The organism is Acinetobacter sp. ANC 5378, assembly GCF_013004315.1.
Classification (GTDB): Bacteria; Pseudomonadota; Gammaproteobacteria; order Pseudomonadales; family Moraxellaceae; genus Acinetobacter.
On sequence record NZ_JABERK010000047.1, the window covers coordinates 17214 to 35904 of the forward strand.

Annotated in this window: 15 protein-coding genes and 1 riboswitch; of the genes, 8 read left to right on the top strand and 7 right to left on the bottom strand. The window is 40.8% G+C overall.

What is annotated here, in order from left to right; translation table 11 throughout:
- Positions 1-68: 68 nt before the first annotated feature.
- The 4 genes from HLH16_RS10345 to HLH16_RS10360 all read right to left on the bottom strand — a co-directional run bounded on the left by HLH16_RS10345 (position 69) and on the right by HLH16_RS10360 (position 4124).
- A complete protein-coding gene (locus HLH16_RS10345) occupies positions 69-1061 on the bottom strand; it encodes a DUF2804 domain-containing protein (protein ID WP_171529256.1) in 993 nt (330 codons plus the stop codon).
- Between the two features lie 171 nt (positions 1062-1232).
- Complete coding sequence (locus HLH16_RS10350; protein ID WP_171529257.1) at positions 1233-1751, bottom strand: DUF1543 domain-containing protein; 519 nt, start codon at positions 1749-1751, stop codon at positions 1233-1235.
- Positions 1752-2269: 518 nt separating this feature from the next.
- A complete protein-coding gene (gene trpB, locus HLH16_RS10355; protein WP_171529258.1) occupies positions 2270-3499 on the bottom strand; it encodes a tryptophan synthase subunit beta in 1230 nt (409 codons plus the stop codon).
- Positions 3483-4124, bottom strand: a complete 642-nt coding sequence (locus HLH16_RS10360; protein WP_171529259.1) for a phosphoribosylanthranilate isomerase — start codon at positions 4122-4124, stop codon at positions 3483-3485. Before HLH16_RS10360 ends, trpB begins: the two co-directional genes overlap by 17 nt.
- A gap of 156 nt (positions 4125-4280) precedes the next feature.
- Positions 4281-4485, top strand: a riboswitch (cobalamin riboswitch).
- Between the two features lie 38 nt (positions 4486-4523).
- Between HLH16_RS10360 and HLH16_RS10365 the strand changes: the two genes are divergently transcribed.
- The 5 genes from HLH16_RS10365 to HLH16_RS10385 all read left to right on the top strand — a co-directional run bounded on the left by HLH16_RS10365 (position 4524) and on the right by HLH16_RS10385 (position 11095).
- Positions 4524-6401 (top strand): TonB-dependent receptor plug domain-containing protein, encoded by a 1878-nt coding sequence (locus tag HLH16_RS10365; RefSeq protein ID WP_171529260.1) that lies wholly within the window; start codon positions 4524-4526, stop codon positions 6399-6401.
- Between the two features lie 87 nt (positions 6402-6488).
- Positions 6489-7067, top strand: a complete 579-nt coding sequence (locus HLH16_RS10370; RefSeq protein WP_131288571.1) for a cob(I)yrinic acid a,c-diamide adenosyltransferase — start codon at positions 6489-6491, stop codon at positions 7065-7067.
- A 310-nt stretch (positions 7068-7377) separates the two neighbouring features.
- Entirely contained in the window at positions 7378-8091 is a 714-nt protein-coding gene (locus HLH16_RS10375) for a glycerophosphodiester phosphodiesterase (protein ID WP_171529261.1), read from the top strand.
- 289 nt (positions 8092-8380) lie between these two features.
- Positions 8381-9547: an acyl-CoA desaturase gene (locus tag HLH16_RS10380; protein WP_171529262.1), complete on the top strand. Its 1167-nt coding sequence runs from the start codon at positions 8381-8383 to the stop codon at positions 9545-9547.
- 102 nt (positions 9548-9649) lie between these two features.
- Positions 9650-11095, top strand: a complete 1446-nt coding sequence (locus HLH16_RS10385) for a protein adenylyltransferase SelO (RefSeq protein ID WP_171529263.1) — start codon at positions 9650-9652, stop codon at positions 11093-11095.
- Positions 11096-11156: 61 nt separating this feature from the next.
- Here the strand turns inward: HLH16_RS10385 and HLH16_RS10390 are convergent, their stop codons facing one another.
- Together HLH16_RS10390 and baeS are read right to left on the bottom strand one after the other, a co-directional pair.
- Positions 11157-11843, bottom strand: a complete 687-nt coding sequence (locus HLH16_RS10390; protein ID WP_081406183.1) for a response regulator — start codon at positions 11841-11843, stop codon at positions 11157-11159.
- A gap of 13 nt (positions 11844-11856) precedes the next feature.
- On the bottom strand, positions 11857-13518 hold the full coding sequence (gene baeS / locus HLH16_RS10395; protein ID WP_171529264.1) for a sensor histidine kinase efflux regulator BaeS: 1662 nt from the start codon (positions 13516-13518) through the stop codon (positions 11857-11859).
- 138 nt (positions 13519-13656) lie between these two features.
- Here baeS and HLH16_RS10400 point away from each other — a divergent pair, with 138 nt between their 5' ends.
- The 3 genes from HLH16_RS10400 to HLH16_RS10410 all read left to right on the top strand — a co-directional run bounded on the left by HLH16_RS10400 (position 13657) and on the right by HLH16_RS10410 (position 18333).
- Positions 13657-14280 (top strand): hypothetical protein, encoded by a 624-nt coding sequence (locus tag HLH16_RS10400; protein ID WP_171529265.1) that lies wholly within the window; start codon positions 13657-13659, stop codon positions 14278-14280.
- Between the two features lie 296 nt (positions 14281-14576).
- On the top strand, positions 14577-16379 hold the full coding sequence (locus HLH16_RS10405) for an acyl-CoA dehydrogenase C-terminal domain-containing protein (protein ID WP_171529266.1): 1803 nt from the start codon (positions 14577-14579) through the stop codon (positions 16377-16379).
- A 172-nt stretch (positions 16380-16551) separates the two neighbouring features.
- On the top strand, positions 16552-18333 hold the full coding sequence (locus HLH16_RS10410; protein ID WP_171529267.1) for an acyl-CoA dehydrogenase C-terminal domain-containing protein: 1782 nt from the start codon (positions 16552-16554) through the stop codon (positions 18331-18333).
- 60 nt (positions 18334-18393) lie between these two features.
- On the opposite strand, the gene HLH16_RS10415 is transcribed toward HLH16_RS10410, so the two are convergent.
- Complete coding sequence (locus HLH16_RS10415) at positions 18394-18603, bottom strand: hypothetical protein (protein ID WP_171529268.1); 210 nt, start codon at positions 18601-18603, stop codon at positions 18394-18396.
- Positions 18604-18691: the final 88 nt, after the last annotated feature.

The following is an 18691-nucleotide window of genomic DNA, read 5'->3' on the forward strand; positions in this document are numbered from 1 at the left end:
ATTTATTGTATTTATCACTTACCTAGTCGATATAAATACGGACTAGGTTTTTACTATTTTGTAATGTATTACCACTTGGCATAATGCTGTTCTAACAAGCCATATTCATTTAACAAAATAATTTCCTGATCGCCTTGCTGAATGGTTCCACTAATTTTGGCTTGCCATTGACTGAACTGACTGCCGACCAGTCTTAAATTCAGGTTTTCATAGCGTCGCCAACCCGTCTTCACATCCAAATTTAACTTTTCATCCAGTGAACGGATGGTCCAATGATCTTCCCCCTGATGCTGAAATAGAATATCGCTTAACGGATACAAAACCCCATTAATCCACAAGCAGTTTTCATTGCCAAAACTTTCATTCACACCTGAAGCCAAATTCAATCCGATACGATTATTCTGCGTATCCCAAAAATTACACGACAACCAAAACCAAGCTGTTTCAGGACGTAAAAAACCACAAGTATCATCTAATGAGGCAAAAGTTTTTTCATGAAACTTTATGGTTGCACCCTGCTTATTAACAAAGAAACCTTCACAGCCCAAAGTCGTGAGCTTTTGGGTGTAGGTCCAACCATTAATCCCCGTCGGGCTACACATACTCAGTGGATCTGTACCTGCACAGAAAATACGAGCACTCAGCTTAATTTCACCATGTTTAGTCACATGAATATAGCGCACGCCATTAGCATGTTGAATATCAATTTGAAAAGGTGACTTGGAGAAAAAACTTTGGTTATAAAGCGGTTGCTCATCAACAACGGTATGCCGTGACAAAAAGTTAATTGCATTCCATTCTAAAACTTCAGAACGTTGATGATTATAGATATAAAAAAAACCATGCCCTGCCCATGCAATATCAGCAATAGCCAGACCAATGGTGTAATGTTCATGTTGAATGCAGCAAAATTTAAATTTTTTATATTTTAATCGCTTACGCCAACCTGTTAAAATCTCCCCATAAGGAGTCTTATATTGGTATTTATTTAAATCGATGGTCTTTGGGAGAGTACTAAAACGTCCATAATGCGGTTGTCCATTTGATTGAATCAAATCCATTTATCAAATTCCATCTAGCCAAGAGATCATAAATTCTTAACCTTATTATGCCCATATAAATAGAACTTGAAAGTATCAAAAGCATCTTTTATCTAAAATATACAAAAATGTATAATATTTAAGAAAGCTTAATATCCAATAAATATAATTTATTAATCAAATAGATATGAATTAGCGCTCAGATAACATTAAATAGGTATTTTCCCAGCGGTTACCGCTGAACTCACCTTCCACCAATTGCACATAACGACCATGGACTTGATCGATCGCAATACAATCATCTACATCTAACACACGGTCGGTATGTTGCTTTTGCCAATGCTTGGCAAAGTAAGCCTTAGCATGTTGTTTGGCAGCCCTAGCATTTTGTGCCACCACTAAAATGTAACGATGCAATTCACCAAACTCACGAGCATCATAACCACCCAGATTAATTAAAAACAGTTTTTGTTCGGATGAATTCGGCTGTGCGTTACTGAATTCAATTCGATATTTTTGACCCTCAAATTCCACGCCATTCATTTGTGCCCAAGCATCGATGTGCAAGCCTTTTTGCTCACCAAACCATGCATTTTTAAGTTGCGGATAGACTTCTTCAAGAGAATCACCGACTGCCAGTACAACATCATGAACTTCTGTATTGGCACGTGCATGACGACCACCGAGCATGACGATAAATAGGCTGGGCATTTTATTTCCTTTCTTTTGACACATTTTTTACAGCTAACATGCGATTCATGGAAACGTCATTCGCAATTGTTCGAGGCAGACCACAATTCGATAGAATTGTTTTTGCAACTATATTAATCACATGAAAGTATAAGACGAGTTTTGCGAATGACAATGCCTTTGGTTACTTTGGGCTTATCCAAAGTAACATTACGAGCTCCTTACATTTGAGTTATAAGCAGCAAGACTCCATCAAAATGTAGATAATGTTACATGACCAATAAAATAGATTTGACTAGAGTTTTCATTGGTAGGAAATATCTTACTTTTGTTTTGGCAAAAGTAACAAAACCATCTTGTTAAGCAGACATTACATCCCTGTAATGCTGCTTAACGGGCGACATCCATGTCGCCTTCACTTATTCACGTTTTGGATAAACTTCTATTTCAAAAAAATCGTGCTGAATTGCTTCAACACGATTTTTCCTTAATAACCTCTCCCAAACCCACTCCTAAAAGGAGAGGACTTGGACGGTGCATTACATCTCAACCATTTCCACGCCATCAATACGCGCAACAGTCATTAAATCTTTATCACCACGACCTGAAACAGTCGCAATAATAATTTGATCTTTAGACATCGTTGGTGCAAGTTTAGTCACGTAAGCCATCGCATGTGAACTTTCCAGCGCAGGAATAATCCCTTCAATCTGGGTTAAATCACGGAAACCTTGAAGCGCTTCCTGATCATTGATCGGCACATATTCAACACGATGCATATCTTTCAGGAAACTGTGCTCAGGACCAACACCTGGATAATCCAGACCCGCCGAAATTGAATGCGTTTCAATGATCTGACCTTGCTCATCTGACATCAAGTAAGTACGGTTACCATGCAATACACCAACATGACCGGCATTTAAAGGTGCAGAGTGCTTGCCCGTTTCAATACCCAGACCTGCTGCTTCTACACCATACATTTTCACGTCTTGATCGTTCAAGAATGGATAGAATAAACCGATCGCATTCGAGCCACCACCGACACAAGCCACTAATGCATCCGGCAAACGGCCGGCCTGTTCCAGAATCTGACGGCGTGCTTCACGACCAATTACAGACTGGAAGTCACGAACCAGCATCGGATACGGGTGAGGACCAGCCACTGTACCGATAATATAGTAAGTGCTGTCTACATTAGTCACCCAGTCACGCATTGCTTCATTTAATGCATCTTTCAGGGTTTTCGAGCCACTTTCTACCGGAACCACTTTGGCACCAAGCAAACGCATACGGTACACGTTCATGGCCTGACGTTTCACGTCTTCAGCACCCATATACACTACACATTCCAGACCTAAACGTGCAGCAATCGTCGCCGTTGCAACGCCGTGCTGACCGGCACCAGTTTCCGCAATAATACGTTTTTTACCGGAAAGTTTAGCCAGCAGTGCCTGACCAATGGTGTTGTTGATTTTATGTGAGCCGGTATGGTTCAAGTCTTCGCGTTTTAAGTAAATTTGCGCACCACCCAACTCTTTAGACCATCGTTCAGCATAATATAAAGGACTAGGACGACCTACATAGTAGGCAAGATCACGGTCGAATTCTGCCAGAAACTGTTCGTCATTTTTCATGCGGGAATAAAGCTTTTCCAAGTCTTGTAAAGCCGCCATCAGAGTTTCTGACACAAAACGCCCGCCATGGATACCGAAATGCCCTTTTGCATCAGGGAATTGGGTATAGTCAATCACATTATTTTGCTGATCCACGTAGGACTCCTTGCATAAAGCGTTCGATGAGTTGTTGGTCTTTTATACCTTTTGCGGACTCGACGCCGCCGCTCACATCCACAGCATAGGCTTGTGTGGTGAGAATTGCCTGCTCAATATTGTCAGGGTTTAAGCCCCCTGCCAAGATAAGCGGAATATTTAATTTTGGAAAAGTGGTCCAGTCAAAGCTATGCCCGGTGCCACCTTTTAAATCAGGATGCCAAGCATCTAACAGAACAGCACTTGCGCCTGCATCCTGATATTTTTGAATTTCAGCTTGAATGTCTAAACCCGGTTTCACCTGTATGGCTTTGTACCAGCGGCGACCGACCTGATTCGAAATCTGCTGACATTGTTCAGGTGTTTCATCCCCATGAAATTGCAGCATATCCAAGGGTACAACATCAAGCACTTGAGCAACTTCATCAGCTGTTGCATTCACGAATAAACCCACGATTTGTACATAGGCAGGTACATGCTGAATCAGTTCTTTCGCTTGCTCTTTGGTCACACTTCTTGGACTGGGTGCATAGAATACAAATCCAATCGCATCTGCCCCTGCATTCACAGCAGAATGTATATCTTCTATTCGTGTGATTCCGCAAATTTTGGCACGGGTTCGCATACACTTCGCTCTAATTTTTTGGCTTAATCTTTGCCCGATTCATAGTCAGTCTATAAATATAGGGGCGAATCATTGTAATGCAATTTTAAAAGCTTGAGTAAAGTTCATCCGGAATAATATTGACATAGATTGTCTAATGCATACACAAACCTTATACTGCGCGCAATTGTAACGAGTCTAAGCTCAGGCTTTAGGGAAGTTGGTGCAAATCCGACACTGCCCCCGCAACGGTAAAATGAAAAGCATATCTTTATAAATCAGCTGATTTACACCACTGCATGTTAATGTGGGAAGGTGGATATGTAGCATCTAAATGCATGCACATTTAAGTCCGGATACCTGCTTGTTGCACCCTTAAACTCAATCATTCACGGGGGGTGAATGTATGGAGCGTAAAACATGTCTACACTTTTTCAACCTACTGCTCTAGTGGGCGCAATTGCTATTGCAATGGGTTTTTCTACCACAGCTTATGCACAACAGACTTCCGAAGCTACTGTAAATGCTACTTTAGAAACCTTAGTGGTTACTGCTTCTCGTACTGAAGAAAAAATTAAGGATGTGCCTGCGCGTATTTCTGTTATTGATCAAAATAGTATTGAGCGCAACCCTATTTTCAATTTGTCAGATGAAGTACAAAAAGACCCTAGTATTTTTATGAAACAATATGGTGGTTTGGGACAAACAACCGATATTTCAATTCGTGGTACAAAATCCAACCATACTCTTGTTCTTAAAGATGGTGCTCGTTTAAATAGTCAAAACCACTTTAGTGCTCTTTTCCCAACTTTTATTGATACTTCAGATATCAAACAAATTGAGATCCTAAAAGGTCCTGCATCGGTACAATATGGTACTGATGCCATTGGTGGTGTTGTACAAATGATAACAACTACCCCATCAAAAAATTCTGGATTTATTACTGGTATTTATGCAGAAAACAAAACATATAAAACTATTGCAGGTGCTGATTTAGTACAAGATAATTTTTATGCCCAAATTAGAGGTCAACGCTTAGAAACAGATGGAACAAGAATCCTCGACCATCAGAACAAAAACCAAAAAGCGAGTTATAATCAAAAAGGATATAGTGCAAAAGTTGGATATGACAATAAAGATGCATTAAAAGCAAATATTTCAATTAGTGAAAATGAAGGAGGTAACCAATTCTATGATTGGAAAACACGCCAAAACCATGCTAAACGTTTTTTTGAAAATCGTTTAATCAACTCAAATATTGAATATGATCTTCATGATGATTTGACACTTTCAGCACGGTTTTCAAACTTTGTAGATAATCAAAATGTTAAAGATAGTGAACCTGATCACTTTGATACAGAAAATAATGAAGGTGATTTAAACCTAAGATGGTCATTGACACCACAGCAAAACATTTTGTTAGGTAGCACTTATCTTAAATCTGACTTTAAAAGTAACTCTATAAAAAACACCAAACAAAATATCGATTCTGTTGGTTATTATTTACAACACCAACATAAATCTGAAAAATTAAATACACAAGTTGGTATTCGTACTGAAGATAATGAGTTGTTTGGAACTCATACAGTTGGGCAAGGTGCTATTCGCTACCAAGTTTTACCAACAACAAGTATTTATGCAAATATCGGTTCTGCATTTAAAACGCCCTCTTTGACAGAACTCTATTATTTTGTTGAAGGCTCTTATCCTACTTATGGTAATCCTGACTTAAAACCAGAAAAAAGTATTTCTTATGAAATTGGTTTGGATCAAAAAATAAATAATCATCTAACGGCTTATTTATCTACATACCATACTAATATCAAAAACCTCATTGTTACTGACTATCTTGGTCAAAATAAGAGTAGCTTTACCAACTTAGACAAATCTGAGGTAAATGGCGGTGAGCTTGGTTTCAAATGGAAAAATCAAGACTTATTTTTCACTACAGAATATGCTTATGCAGATTCAAAAAACAAAAAAACCAACAATAATATTGCATACCGACCAAAACAAACCTTTACTTTATCTACGGGTATAGAAAATGCCTCTTATGGGGTGAGCGCGTCTTTAATTACACGCTCAGATATTTATGCTGACAATGCAAATAAAGTTAAGGCTCCTGGCTATGCTACTGTTGATTTAAATATGTACTGGAACATTAATCCTAATATTAAGGTATTTAGTAATATCCAAAATATCGGAGATGTTGATTACAAAATCGCAGATAACTTTGGTGATGGTTGGTATGTAAACAGCGGTCGTCTAGCTTCCGCAGGTGTAACATTCAAATACTAATGTACTCTGCTTAAAACTTAAGGATAATGTCCTTAGACATTATCCTTTTTTATTGCATTTAGTTTTAGGAAAATCCAAGGAAAAAATATGGGCCACCGTTTAAGTAAAATCTATACCCGCACAGGCGACTCTGGTACAACCGGACTGGGAGACGGTTCTCGTGTTGCCAAAGATGATTTGCGCATTGCCGCTTTAGGGGATGTCGATGAGCTGAATTCTTGTATCGGTATTTTACGTTCACAAATTGCAGTCAGTAGCATTGAGGATAAAGCCCCTTGGGATAAATCTTTAAGCCTGATTCAACATTGGTTATTCGACCTTGGCGGTGAAGTCTGCATTCCTAACTACAACATGGTCTTACCGGTTTCAGTTGAATTTCTGGAAAATGAAATCGACCGGATGAATGAAGTTTTGCCAATGCTGAAAGACTTCATTTTACCGGCCGGAACTTTAGCTTGCAGTTATGCACATCAAGCACGTTCAGTATGCCGCCGTGCTGAGCGCAGCCTGATGACGGTACATACTCGTGATCAAAATATTCAGGCAACGTCATTGCAACTCTTAAACCGTCTTTCTGACTGGTTATTTGTTGCATCGCGTACTTTGCAGCGTGCTGAAGGCGGATCTGAAGTACTGTGGCAAAAAAATATTAATGAGACGATTTGAAAAAATTAAAATTTAAATCTGCTATTTGATACTCGACCACGTCATCTGCAACTGTTCGAGGCAGGACTATATTCAAAGTCTAATGTTTTTGCGAAAAACTTAAAAAAATTACGGTTTTTGACGAGTTTTGCAGATGACAATGGTTTTGCCTACTTTTGCCGAAACAAAAGTAGGTCGAACCGAAAGTTAATTTTCAAGATATAATTCAAATGAAAAGACGCTGTAGTGACAATATTCCTTAAATAAATTGATAAATCCATATTTAAAATTTGAAGTAAAATAACTTTCATAAATTGTCTTAGAGATACACATGAGAATCATCGGACATCGCGGTGCACGTGGTGAAGCCCCGGAAAATACCCTAGGCGGCTTTCAATACATTCATGACTTGGGCATCCGTGCAGTCGAATTTGATGTTCGTCAGCTTAAAGATAATGAACTGATCATCATGCACGATGACAACTTCTTAAGAACCACCGGTACAGATCAAGCACTCTATGACCTAAACAGTCACCAGCTTGAAGCTTATAATCAGGCGCATATCTGGATGGAATGGAAAAACTTTGAAGTTACCCCTACCCTGCAACAATCCCTTAAAATAATGCAGGACTTTGAGCATATTGAAGTTGAAGTTAAAGCTGTTGCAACAATGGCTGAAGCTGAAAAACTGGTTTTAGAATTACAAAAACAATTACACGGTTTTGAACAAACTGCCGTGATCACTAGTTTCGATTTAAAAATCCATCAGGCTTTAAAACAGCAATACTCGATATTTAAACGCGGCTTACTGGTTGAAGATGACATCAAACATAAAGCGATTGAACAAGCTATAGAACTCGGTTGTTGCCAAATTGGCTGGATGAATCAACTGGCAACTGATGAGATGATTCAAGCCACCCAACAAGCCCATTTACAAATCAGTGTCTGGACGGTCAATAATGTTGAACGCGCCAAGCATCTGCAAAGTTTGGGGATAGATGGATTGATTACCGATTTCCCGAAAATGATGCTCGAACAACTTTAAAATAAATTTTTCGACCCCATTTCTGTGACTAAATCTGCTATTTATTCACTCAAAAATGATCTACATCGTTGCTGTTGCCGGAAGCTGCCTCGACCTTCGATAAAATCAATCACGTCCACCCGGTATTCTGTTACTGTTTAGTACAATACATCTGTAGAATAATGCTAGTGCAGCTTTATTTGCTCATGCTAATATTGAGAAAGTCTTAATCCTTATAAACCGTATTGAATTAAGAATTCATTTATACCTTACCTTTACCTTTTAAAAGGTTCTAGGAGTGCTGTTGGAGATGAATGCTCCCCTACCCAAAGCCCCAATTAACTGGATTGCAGTATTCGCGTTGGTTTTTTTACCGATTGTGGCTGTAATCGCTATCCCTTTATATGCTTATCATCATGATTTTAGCTTAGGCGCATGGATCAGCTTATTTGTACTACTCGGTGTGAGTAGTTTAGGGATTACTGCGGGTTATCACCGCTTATGGGCACATCGTGCTTACGAAGCAACTTTACCATTAAAAATTATTTTAATGCTTATGGGTACTTTTGCCGTTCAAAATAGTATTTTGTTCTGGGCTTCAGGTCACCGTACCCATCACCGCCATGTCGATGATGTCGAACAAGACCCATATTCAATTAATAATGGCTTTTGGTATGCGCATATTGGATGGATGCTTCGTAACTATCCGGCAGCAGAAGCGAATTATAAAAATGCACCAGATTTGTTAAATGACAAAGTGGTGATGTTCCAAGACAAATATTACATTCCCTTGGTGATTGCCGTACATACCGTGATTCTCACTACTGTGGGTTGGGCAGTTGGCGATATGTGGGGCGTATTGTTATTGGGTGGTTTACTCCGTCTGATCTTGAGCCATCATGTCACCTTCTTCATTAACTCACTTTGTCATATGTGGGGAAAACGTCCTTATACCGACGAAAATACCGCTCGTGACAATTTTGTTTTAGCCATTGCCACTTGGGGTGAGGGTTATCACAACTACCACCACATTTTCCAATACGATTACCGTAATGGCGTGAAATGGTGGCAGTACGATCCTACTAAATGGCTGATCTGGTCATGTTCAAAAGTAGGTTTGGCTAAAAATTTACGTCGTATTCCAAGCTTTAATATTAAAAAAGCAGAATTGGCAATGCGCTTTAAATATGCCGAACAGGATTTGGCGGTTTATGGTCATAATGTCAATGAAGATATGGCGGCAGCTAAACTGCGTATTGCTCAAGAATATGAAGCATTTACCCAAACTTTAAATGATTGGGCCACACTGAAAGAACAAGAGATTCAAGCGAAAAAAGCTTCTGTTGCTGAAAAAATCCATCAAATGGACAGCAAACTTAAAGTGGATTTCCAACTGGTTGAACAGCGTCTTGCGCATCATCGCAATAGCTTGAAAATTTTAATGCGTAGTATCAAAAAGAATCCGGTTTCTGAATAAAACCAGATTCTATTGATAAAGCCCCATTATTGGGGCTTTATCAATTTTGGTCGTTCAAATTTGTTATAGTGAGCGCATCTCCTCCCATTTTTAGATTGTCCTATGCAATTTAATCCTCGTTATCCTTCGCTCAATCGCAAGCTTTATCATCATCAAATGCCAGTTCCCTTAAAAGGCGCCAAAGCAGGTCATTTTAATGAAGCACTGTCCAATGAGTTACAGTGGTCAGAACAAGACAAAGCTCAATGGGTTGAAATCTGTAGTGGACAAAAAACCTTTGACCAGTTTGAACCGCTAGCGATGGTCTATGCAGGACATCAGTTTGGACAATGGGCAGGACAACTCGGTGATGGTCGTGGCTTACTGATTGCACAAATCCTGGATCAAAATAATCAAACCATCGACCTGCATTTAAAAGGCGCTGGTTTAACGCCCTACTCTCGTATGGGTGATGGTCGTGCGGTATTACGTTCCGTGATTCGTGAATATTTAGCAGGTCATGCACTGAATGCTTTGGGCATTGCCTCAAGTAATGCTGTTGGTTTTACTTCTTCGACCCAAGGCATACAACGCGAAAAAATGGAACCGGGCGCAATGATGCTGCGCACTTCAGACTGCCATATTCGCTTGGGTCATTTTGAATGGATCAATCAATATCAACCTGAATTACTAACTGAATTTACCCAAAAGTGCATTGAATGGCATTATCCCGAATGTCTGGATGCTGAACAGCCTGTTTTGGCTTTTGCCACAAAGGTGATTCAGCGCACCGCAGTGATGATTGCCAAATGGCAGCTGGTCGGTTTTGCCCACGGGGTGATGAATACCGACAACCTGAATATTACCGGTTCAACCCTCGACTTTGGTCCTTATGGCTTTATGGAACGCTTCCGTCCGAACTGGCTCAACAACCACTCGGATTATCAGGGTCGTTATACCTATCAGCAGCAGCCAAGTATTGGGCACTGGAATTTGTGGCAATGGTTAAACAACCTAGTTCCACTCTGCCCTACAGACTATGATAAAGAGCAATGGAAACAGGATTTGGTAGCATGTTTAGAGCACTATGAGCCAACATTCTTAGAGCACTACAAACATGGTTTAAACCAGAAAATGGGCTTGCCAAGTTTCCATAAAGACAGTTTTGATTGCGGCATGGCTTTCTTAAGAATTCTGCAAACCGAGCAACTGGACCATACCCAAAGCTTTATTCGACTTCAGAACAAACAGTTTGAAGTAATTAAAGATGACTGTCTGGACCGTCGCCAGTTTGAAAGTTTCTTGACTCAATATGAAAATATTCGGGCACATCAGGATAACGATGAATTGGATGCTGAAATGACCAAAGCCAATCCGCAGTATATTTTACGTAATCACATGGCTCAGAAAGCGATTGAGCTGGCTGAGCAGGATAATTTTTCCGAAGTGGATCGGCTGTTTAAACTGCTCAGCCAACCATTTACCAAACAGCCAGATTTAGAACAAGTTGAAGATTTAGCCCCATTACCAAGTGATGTACCTGAAGTGATGGTGAGTTGTTCTTCTTAAACTTTTAACTCTGCAATAAAAAACTCCCAATTGGGAGTTTTTTTGATTAAGAATATAAAGCTTAATCTTCAGGATATTCAAAACGGTAACCGACACCATACACCGCCTGAATCCACTCATGACGGTTGCCGGTTTCAGCAGCATCCGAAATCTTACGGCGCAGGTTTTTAATATGGCTGTCTATCACACGGTCCGCCACATCAAAACTGTCAGGGTTAATATGATCCAGTAATTGCGCACGTGAATAGACTTGCCCCACATGCTCCAGGAACAACTCTAATAAACGGAATTCAGTTGGCGTCAAATTCAAGGTTTTTTGTTGATACCAAATCCGTTGCTGTGCTTTATCCATACGGAACAAGCTGTTCTGTTCAGGTTCTGCATGACGGTCCAAGCGACGTAAAACTGCTTGTACACGCGCCACCAGTTCTTTCGGGCTAAAAGGCTTACAAATATAGTCATCTGCACCCATGTTTAAACCCAAGACACGGTCAATTTCTTCAGTACGTGCAGTCACCATAATAATAGGCAAATCAGACTGTTCACGCACTTTACGGCAAATGGTTAAACCATCCATACGTGGAACCATTAAGTCCAAAATCATCAAACTTGGTTTACGCTGAATAAAGCTGTCATAGGCTTCTTGACCATCATGAAACATACTGACTTCAAAACCCGCAGCTTCCAGATAGTCTCGCACCAATTGTGCAAGTTCCACTTCATCTTCAACCAGCATGACATGTTTCATGAATCTCATCCCTTTATTTGTTTAACTGTTTTGGAAAAGTCAGTTTGCAACGCAAACCACCTAATGGAGAATGTTCAAAACTCAATTTTCCACCCAATGCCTGCGCAATTTTACCAGATAATGCCAAACCTAAACCTGTACCACCGGTACTGCGTGTTCGTGAATCATCAACACGATAGAAACGCTCGCCTAACCGTGCCAATTGTTCATCACTCAATCCGAGTGGACTATCATCAACAATCACACTCCAATGCGTAGCCGATTGCTCGGTATGAATGCGAACCTCTCCACCCGCTTCAGTATAGCGAATACTGTTGCCAAGCAAGTTGACCATAATTTGTTTAAAACGATCTATATCTAATTGTAAATTCGCACCTTTGCCTTGCACTGAAATCGATAAATCCGCTTGGGCAAACTTGGGTTTGAAGTTTTCAACTTCCTGTAATACCACATCCCAAGGATTTACATCGGCTAAATAGCAGGTTAGCTGCTGTGCTTCAGCTTGGGCTAAATCTGCCAAATCCTGAGTCAGTTTTTTCAAGCTGGTGACTTGACGAAGCATCGATTCAAAATGTTCCGGCGTCGGTTTACGAATGCCGTCCTGCATCGCTTCAATTTGCGCTTGCAGTACTGCCAATGGTGTTTTTAATTCATGTGAAGTATCTGCCACCCACTGACGGCGTGATTGTTCATGTTGATCTAAAATCACTGCCAATTGATTAATCTCATTGGATAAATCACCCAACTCATCGTTACGGTTAATTTTCACCTGATGCTGATAATGTCCTTTGGTCAGTTCACGTGTCGCATTTAACAAGCGTTGAATCGGCTTCTTGAAATAGGTCGCCAACAATAAAGCGGCAATTAAACTGGTTAAAAAAGTTAAGCCATAAATCAGCAGTAAATAGCGTTTTTGGTTACTAAAGAAATTAATACTTAATGCATCATCTTTATCCAGTACCGGTTTTAAACCTAAATAGCCGACAATTTTATCATTCACCATAATCGGGCGATACGACACTGGAATGTCGGATGGCTCACCGACCACAAACTGTTTGTTGGCATCATATAGTGAAAGTCGTGAACTTAAGCCCAAGCGGTCAGGCATGGAAATAAACTGCTTTTTTTTGCCTTGATTTTGGGTTGAATCTGCTTGCGCACCATCCGCTTTTTTATCCGTACGAAATATATTTTGATTGGCACTTAAAGGAAATTTAAGTCCTTCAAAAGGCTGATATTCAGAAGGTAAGTTCTGTTCCATCAAGCGAAGTTCTTCTGCATCAACCACCGGTTTGCCTTGTTCTGCCGGGTTCAAACTGGGGGAGACACTAAGTAAGCTATTTTCCTGAAAATAACGCTGCTGCAAGGCAATATCATATTGACGACGTAACCACCAGCGTGACAACCTGTCATAATCGTCGGGAGCTGCAGTGCCTTCAATTTGCAGGATTTGAGCCTGAATGGCATTCCCCCAATCATGATAAACCGTATACACCCCCGCCAAATTGCTGATGACATGATCCAGCTTCTGCATTTCAACATCTGCCACATATCTGGCGAAGTTCTTTTGCATGGTCCAATGCAATACACCTAGGCTGACAGTCGTAATCACTAAAGTGGTGAGTAATACGGTCAAAAACAGACGTAAGGCGATGGGAACACGGCGAATATTCAAAAGCAAAATCTCAATATTTTTTTCTCAATTTATTATTGTAACCAACACTGTCTGAAAAAACTCTTCATTGTTTCTTCATCATTATTGTTTAATCTTAACTCAATAAATTGATACTATTTTTCATCGGAGATAAAAACAATGAATTCCATGACAAAAATGGCTTTAGTGAGTGCAAGTGTTCTCAGCATAGGCGCTTTGACAGCTTGCCAATCGACCAACACAGTTCAAGACAAAGACGGCCACCACGCTCGCATGATGCACGATCATCATCAAAAGCATGAGCGCAACATGACACCCGAACAGCGTGAGCAGTTCCAGCAAGCCCGAGCCGAACGCCAGCAAATGATGAGAAGCATGAAAACAGCCTGTGAGAGTAAAGCCGTTGGTTCTGCGGTACAAATCAAGGCGGGTGAAAAAACCATTAATGGGACTTGCGTGATGATCTTCACTCCTGATCGTGCAGAGATGAAGAAAATGTGGCGCGAACATCGTACCATGCAGGGGGAAATGAAAGGTATGCCTATGATGCAATACCATGAACCCCTGACTGATGCAAAACGCGCAGAACTGACCAAACAATATGATCAGCGCTTGGCTCAACATCAAGCGCATCAGCAAGCCATGTTCAAAGCCTGTCAAGGCAAAGTCAATGGTACTGCGGTACAGGTCAAAGTCGGCACCCAGAGCATGAATGGTAAATGTGAAGTTCGCTTCCAACCTAAAGCCCCGATGGCGCCTGTAGCAGCAAAACCTGCATCGTAAAAATTTAACCAAAGTTAAAAAGGCGCAACTCTGCGCCTTTTTTATTGCTGATTAAAAAATTGGCGATTTGACTATTTATGCCACTAAATAAATCATAAAAGCATTTACACTCAATATACTTAGCAATTTCAAGCTAGAAATCTTTGACTTTACAGTCACCAAGAAAACGCATGCAAACGCTTGTACCAAGTAGGAAGATGTTGCACGATTAAGCCATAGAAATACGTGTCATAGAAGGCACGTTTCAATGTTTATTAGGATTATAAGCTGGTTAAACCAGTATTGAGGAAAACGATATGCCACAATACAAAGCGCCCTTACGTGAGATGCAATTCGTTCTACATGAACTATTAAATGCTGAACAACATTATGCAAAACTTCCTGCATTTCAAGAAACCGTAAGCCGTGAGTTGGTTGATCAATATTTAGAAGCGGCTGCTGACTTCTGTGAAAATGAACTTTCTCCTCTTAACCAAGTGGGCGACCGTGAAGGTTGTACTTGGAATGACGGTGTTGTAACAACGCCTACCGGTTTTAAAGAAGCATACAAAAAATATATCGAACTTGGCTTCCCATCGTTATCTGCTGATGAACAATATGGCGGTCAAGCTTTACCAAATTCTTTAGGTATTACCATTTCTGAAATGGTCGGTACTGCAAACTGGTCTTGGGGCATGTACCCTGGTCTTTCTCATGGTGCGGTGCGTACTTTGGAACACCACGGTTCTCAAGAACAAAAAGACACTTACCTGCCTAAACTTGTTTCAGGTGAATGGACAGGTACCATGTGCTTGACTGAATCTCATGCAGGTTCTGACTTGGGTATCATCCGTACCAAAGCTGAACCGAATGCTGATGGCAGCTTTGCAATCTCTGGCGAGAAAATCTTTATCTCTGCTGGTGAACACGACATGGCGGATAACATCGTCCATATCGTTCTTGCTCGCCTTCCTGGCGCACCTAAAGGCACTAAAGGGATCTCGTTGTTCATCGTCCCTAAATTCAATGTAAATGCGGACGGTTCACTGGGTGAACGTAATGCAGTACGTTGTGGTTCAATCGAACACAAAATGGGGATCCATGGTAACGCAACTTGCGTGATCAACTTCGATAAAGCTCAAGGCTTCTTGATTGGTCCTGAAAACCGTGGTCTAAACTGCATGTTCACATTTATGAACACTGCACGTATTGGTACTGCTGTACAAGGTCTTGCCGCTTCTGAAGCGTCTTTTCAAGGTGCACTTGCCTATGCCAAAGATCGTTTAGCGATGCGTTCACTTTCAGGTGTTAAAGCGCCAGAAAAAGAAGCAGATCCGATTATTGTTCACCCTGCTGTGCGTAACATGCTTTTAACGCAAAAAGCATATGCAGAAAGTGGTCGTGCGCTGGTTTACCTGTTGGCTCAATATGCTGACGTGGTTGAACACGGTACAACTGAAGAAGAACGCAAATCTGCGGACAACATGTTGTCTCTTCTTACTCCGATCGCAAAAGCATTCTTGACTGAAACGGGTTCTGAATCTGCGAAACACGGTGTTCAAGTGTTCGGCGGTCATGGCTTTATTTCTGAACACGGCATGGAACAGATTGTTCGTGATACACGTATTGCGTGTCTTTACGAAGGTACCACTGAAATTCAAGCGCTTGACTTGTTAGGCCGTAAAGTTTTGGGCACTCAAGGTGCAATGTTGAAAGACTTCACCAAGATCATCCACAAATTTGTTGAAGCCAACAAAGACAATGCTGCAATGAAAGAATTTGTTGAACCACTTGCTGCGCTTAATAAAGAGTGGGGTGATTTGACCATGCAGATTGGTATGCGTGCGATGCAAAACCCGGATGAAGTCGGTGCAGCTGCGGTTGACTACCTGTACTTCTCTGGTTATGTCACCCTTGCTTACTTATGGGCACGTATGGCGCTTCTCGCTCAAGAAACACTTGCTGCAGGTACGACAGAAGTTGACTTCTACAACGCCAAAGTAACCACAGCACGTTTCTACTTCAAGAAAATCCTTCCACGCGTACGTTCACACGTAGACGTGATTGCAGGTGGTGTAGAACCATTACTTGCTTTAGATGCTGAACACTTCGCATTTTAATTTTCATAAAGTTTTAACTTGATGAACAGGAGAAGGACGGTCATTGATTTGACAGTCCTTTTTCTTTATAAAAGATGCAAAAATTAATCTTTAGTCGTCTAACAACACTATTCTTCATCGCTTAGACTCAACTAAAACCGAACTGACTCAAACAATAAACAGGTAACACCTTATGCCAATTTATAATGCACCGCTTGCAGATATGAAATTCATCCTGAATGATGTTTTTAATGCAGAGCAATTCTGGCAAGCCAATGAAAATCTTGCCCATGTAGATGCTGCAACGGCTGAAGCCATTCTTGAAGAAATGGCGAAATTTGCACAAAACGTCACTTTACCGATTAACCGTACCGGTGATGAAGAAGGCGCTAAAATTGAAAATGGCAAGGTGACCACGCCTGCAGGCTTTAAAGAAGCATTCAAACAATACGCTGAGGGTGGTTGGATTGGTCTGGGTGCAGACGAAGAATGGGGCGGTCAAGGCATGCCAAAAATGCTGACTGTACTTGCAGATGAAATGCTATTCGCAACTAATCCATCGTTCCTGCTCTACCCGCTTCTTTCTGTGGGTGCTGGTATGGCGTTAAACAGTTACGCATCTCAAGAGCAAAAAGAAACCTATTTACCTAAAATTTACTCTGGCGAATGGTCAGGCACCATGTGCTTGACTGAACCCCATGCAGGTACAGATTTAGGCATTATTAAAACCAAAGCTGAACGTAACGAAGATGGCACTTATAACATCACTGGTACTAAAATCTTTATTACTGGCGGTGACCATGACTTAGCAGAAAACATCATTCACCTAGTCCTTGCGAAAACTCCTGATGCACCTGCAGGTTCACGCGGGATTTCATTGTTCATCGTGCCTAAATTCATGGTCAATGAAGATGGTTCACTTGGTGAACGCAATGCGGCAGGTCCGGGTTCAATTGAACACAAAATGGGGATTAAAGCCTCTGCAACTTGTGTAATGAACTTTGACGGTGCCAAAGGTTACCTTGTGGGTAAAGAAAACGAAGGCTTAGCAGCAATGTTCGTGATGATGAACTACGAACGCCTGTCGATGGGTATTCAAGGCCTAGGTGCCTCTGAATTTGCCTACCAAAATGCAGCGCAATATGCGACTGACCGTATTCAAGGTCGTAGCGCTTCTGGTATTCAATCTCCAGCCAAAGCAGCAGACAGCATTCTGGTACATGGTGATGTACGTCGCATGTTGCTCAATGCCCGTGCAAACAATGAAGCATCGCGTGCTTTTGCAGTTTATGTGGGTCAACAACTGGATATCACCAAGTTCTCTACCGATCCTGAAGCAGTGGAAGCTGCCAATAACCGTGTTGCCCTGCTTACACCAATTGCAAAAGCGTATTTAACCGATACTGCTTTTGATGCAGTGATTGATGCGCAAATGGTGTTTGGCGGGCATGGTTTTATTCGTGAATGGGGTATGGAACAATGCGTACGTGACTTACGTATTGCACAAATTTACGAAGGTACCAACGGCGTTCAGTCTCAAGATTTAATTGGTCGTAAAACCATTAAATGTAAGGGTGAATTCATTGCTGAATATATCCAGGAGATTCGTGACTTCGCTAACAGCCTAGATGCTGACCTGAACTTCATTAAAGATGCCACCTTAGATGCAGCAACTGAAGTTGAATCAGTGACGCAATACGTGATTGAAGCTGCCCGTGAGAATGTTGAATTCTCGAACTCTGCTGCTGTAGATTACCTACATGTCGTAGGTCTTTTAAGCTTCTCGTATATGTTCGCAAAAATTGCCAATGCAGCGAAAGCAAAAGATGGCGAATTCTATCAAAACAAGGTAGCACTTGCTCAATACTTCGTACAACGCATTTTGCCTGAACTTGCACTCCGCATTACCAAAGTAAAAGCAGGTCCAGAAGTAATTATGAACTTCAGTGAAGATTACTTTACTAATCAATCTTAATTTAAATCAGATATAAAAAAACGCCTGCATTATCAGGCGTTTTTTTATATCTAAAATGAATTAGATTTTTTCAACCATAATGGAATCTGAGATTTTTTTGCTGCTTTGTGCGTCTTGATGAATTTTCACAATTTTAATCACGCCCTCGGATTGCAAATTTTCACATAAGGCAATCAGCTTCTGCATTTCATCTCCCTTAACACCCGAACCTAAAATGAGTTTTTTACCATTTTGTAAACTATTAATTTTTGTTTGAATTGTTTCTAACATTTTCTTTTCCCTGATCAATGAAATAACCCTTCATACAATATATCAATTCCGTATAAAAAAAATACAGCCCATTGAATTATTTATAACA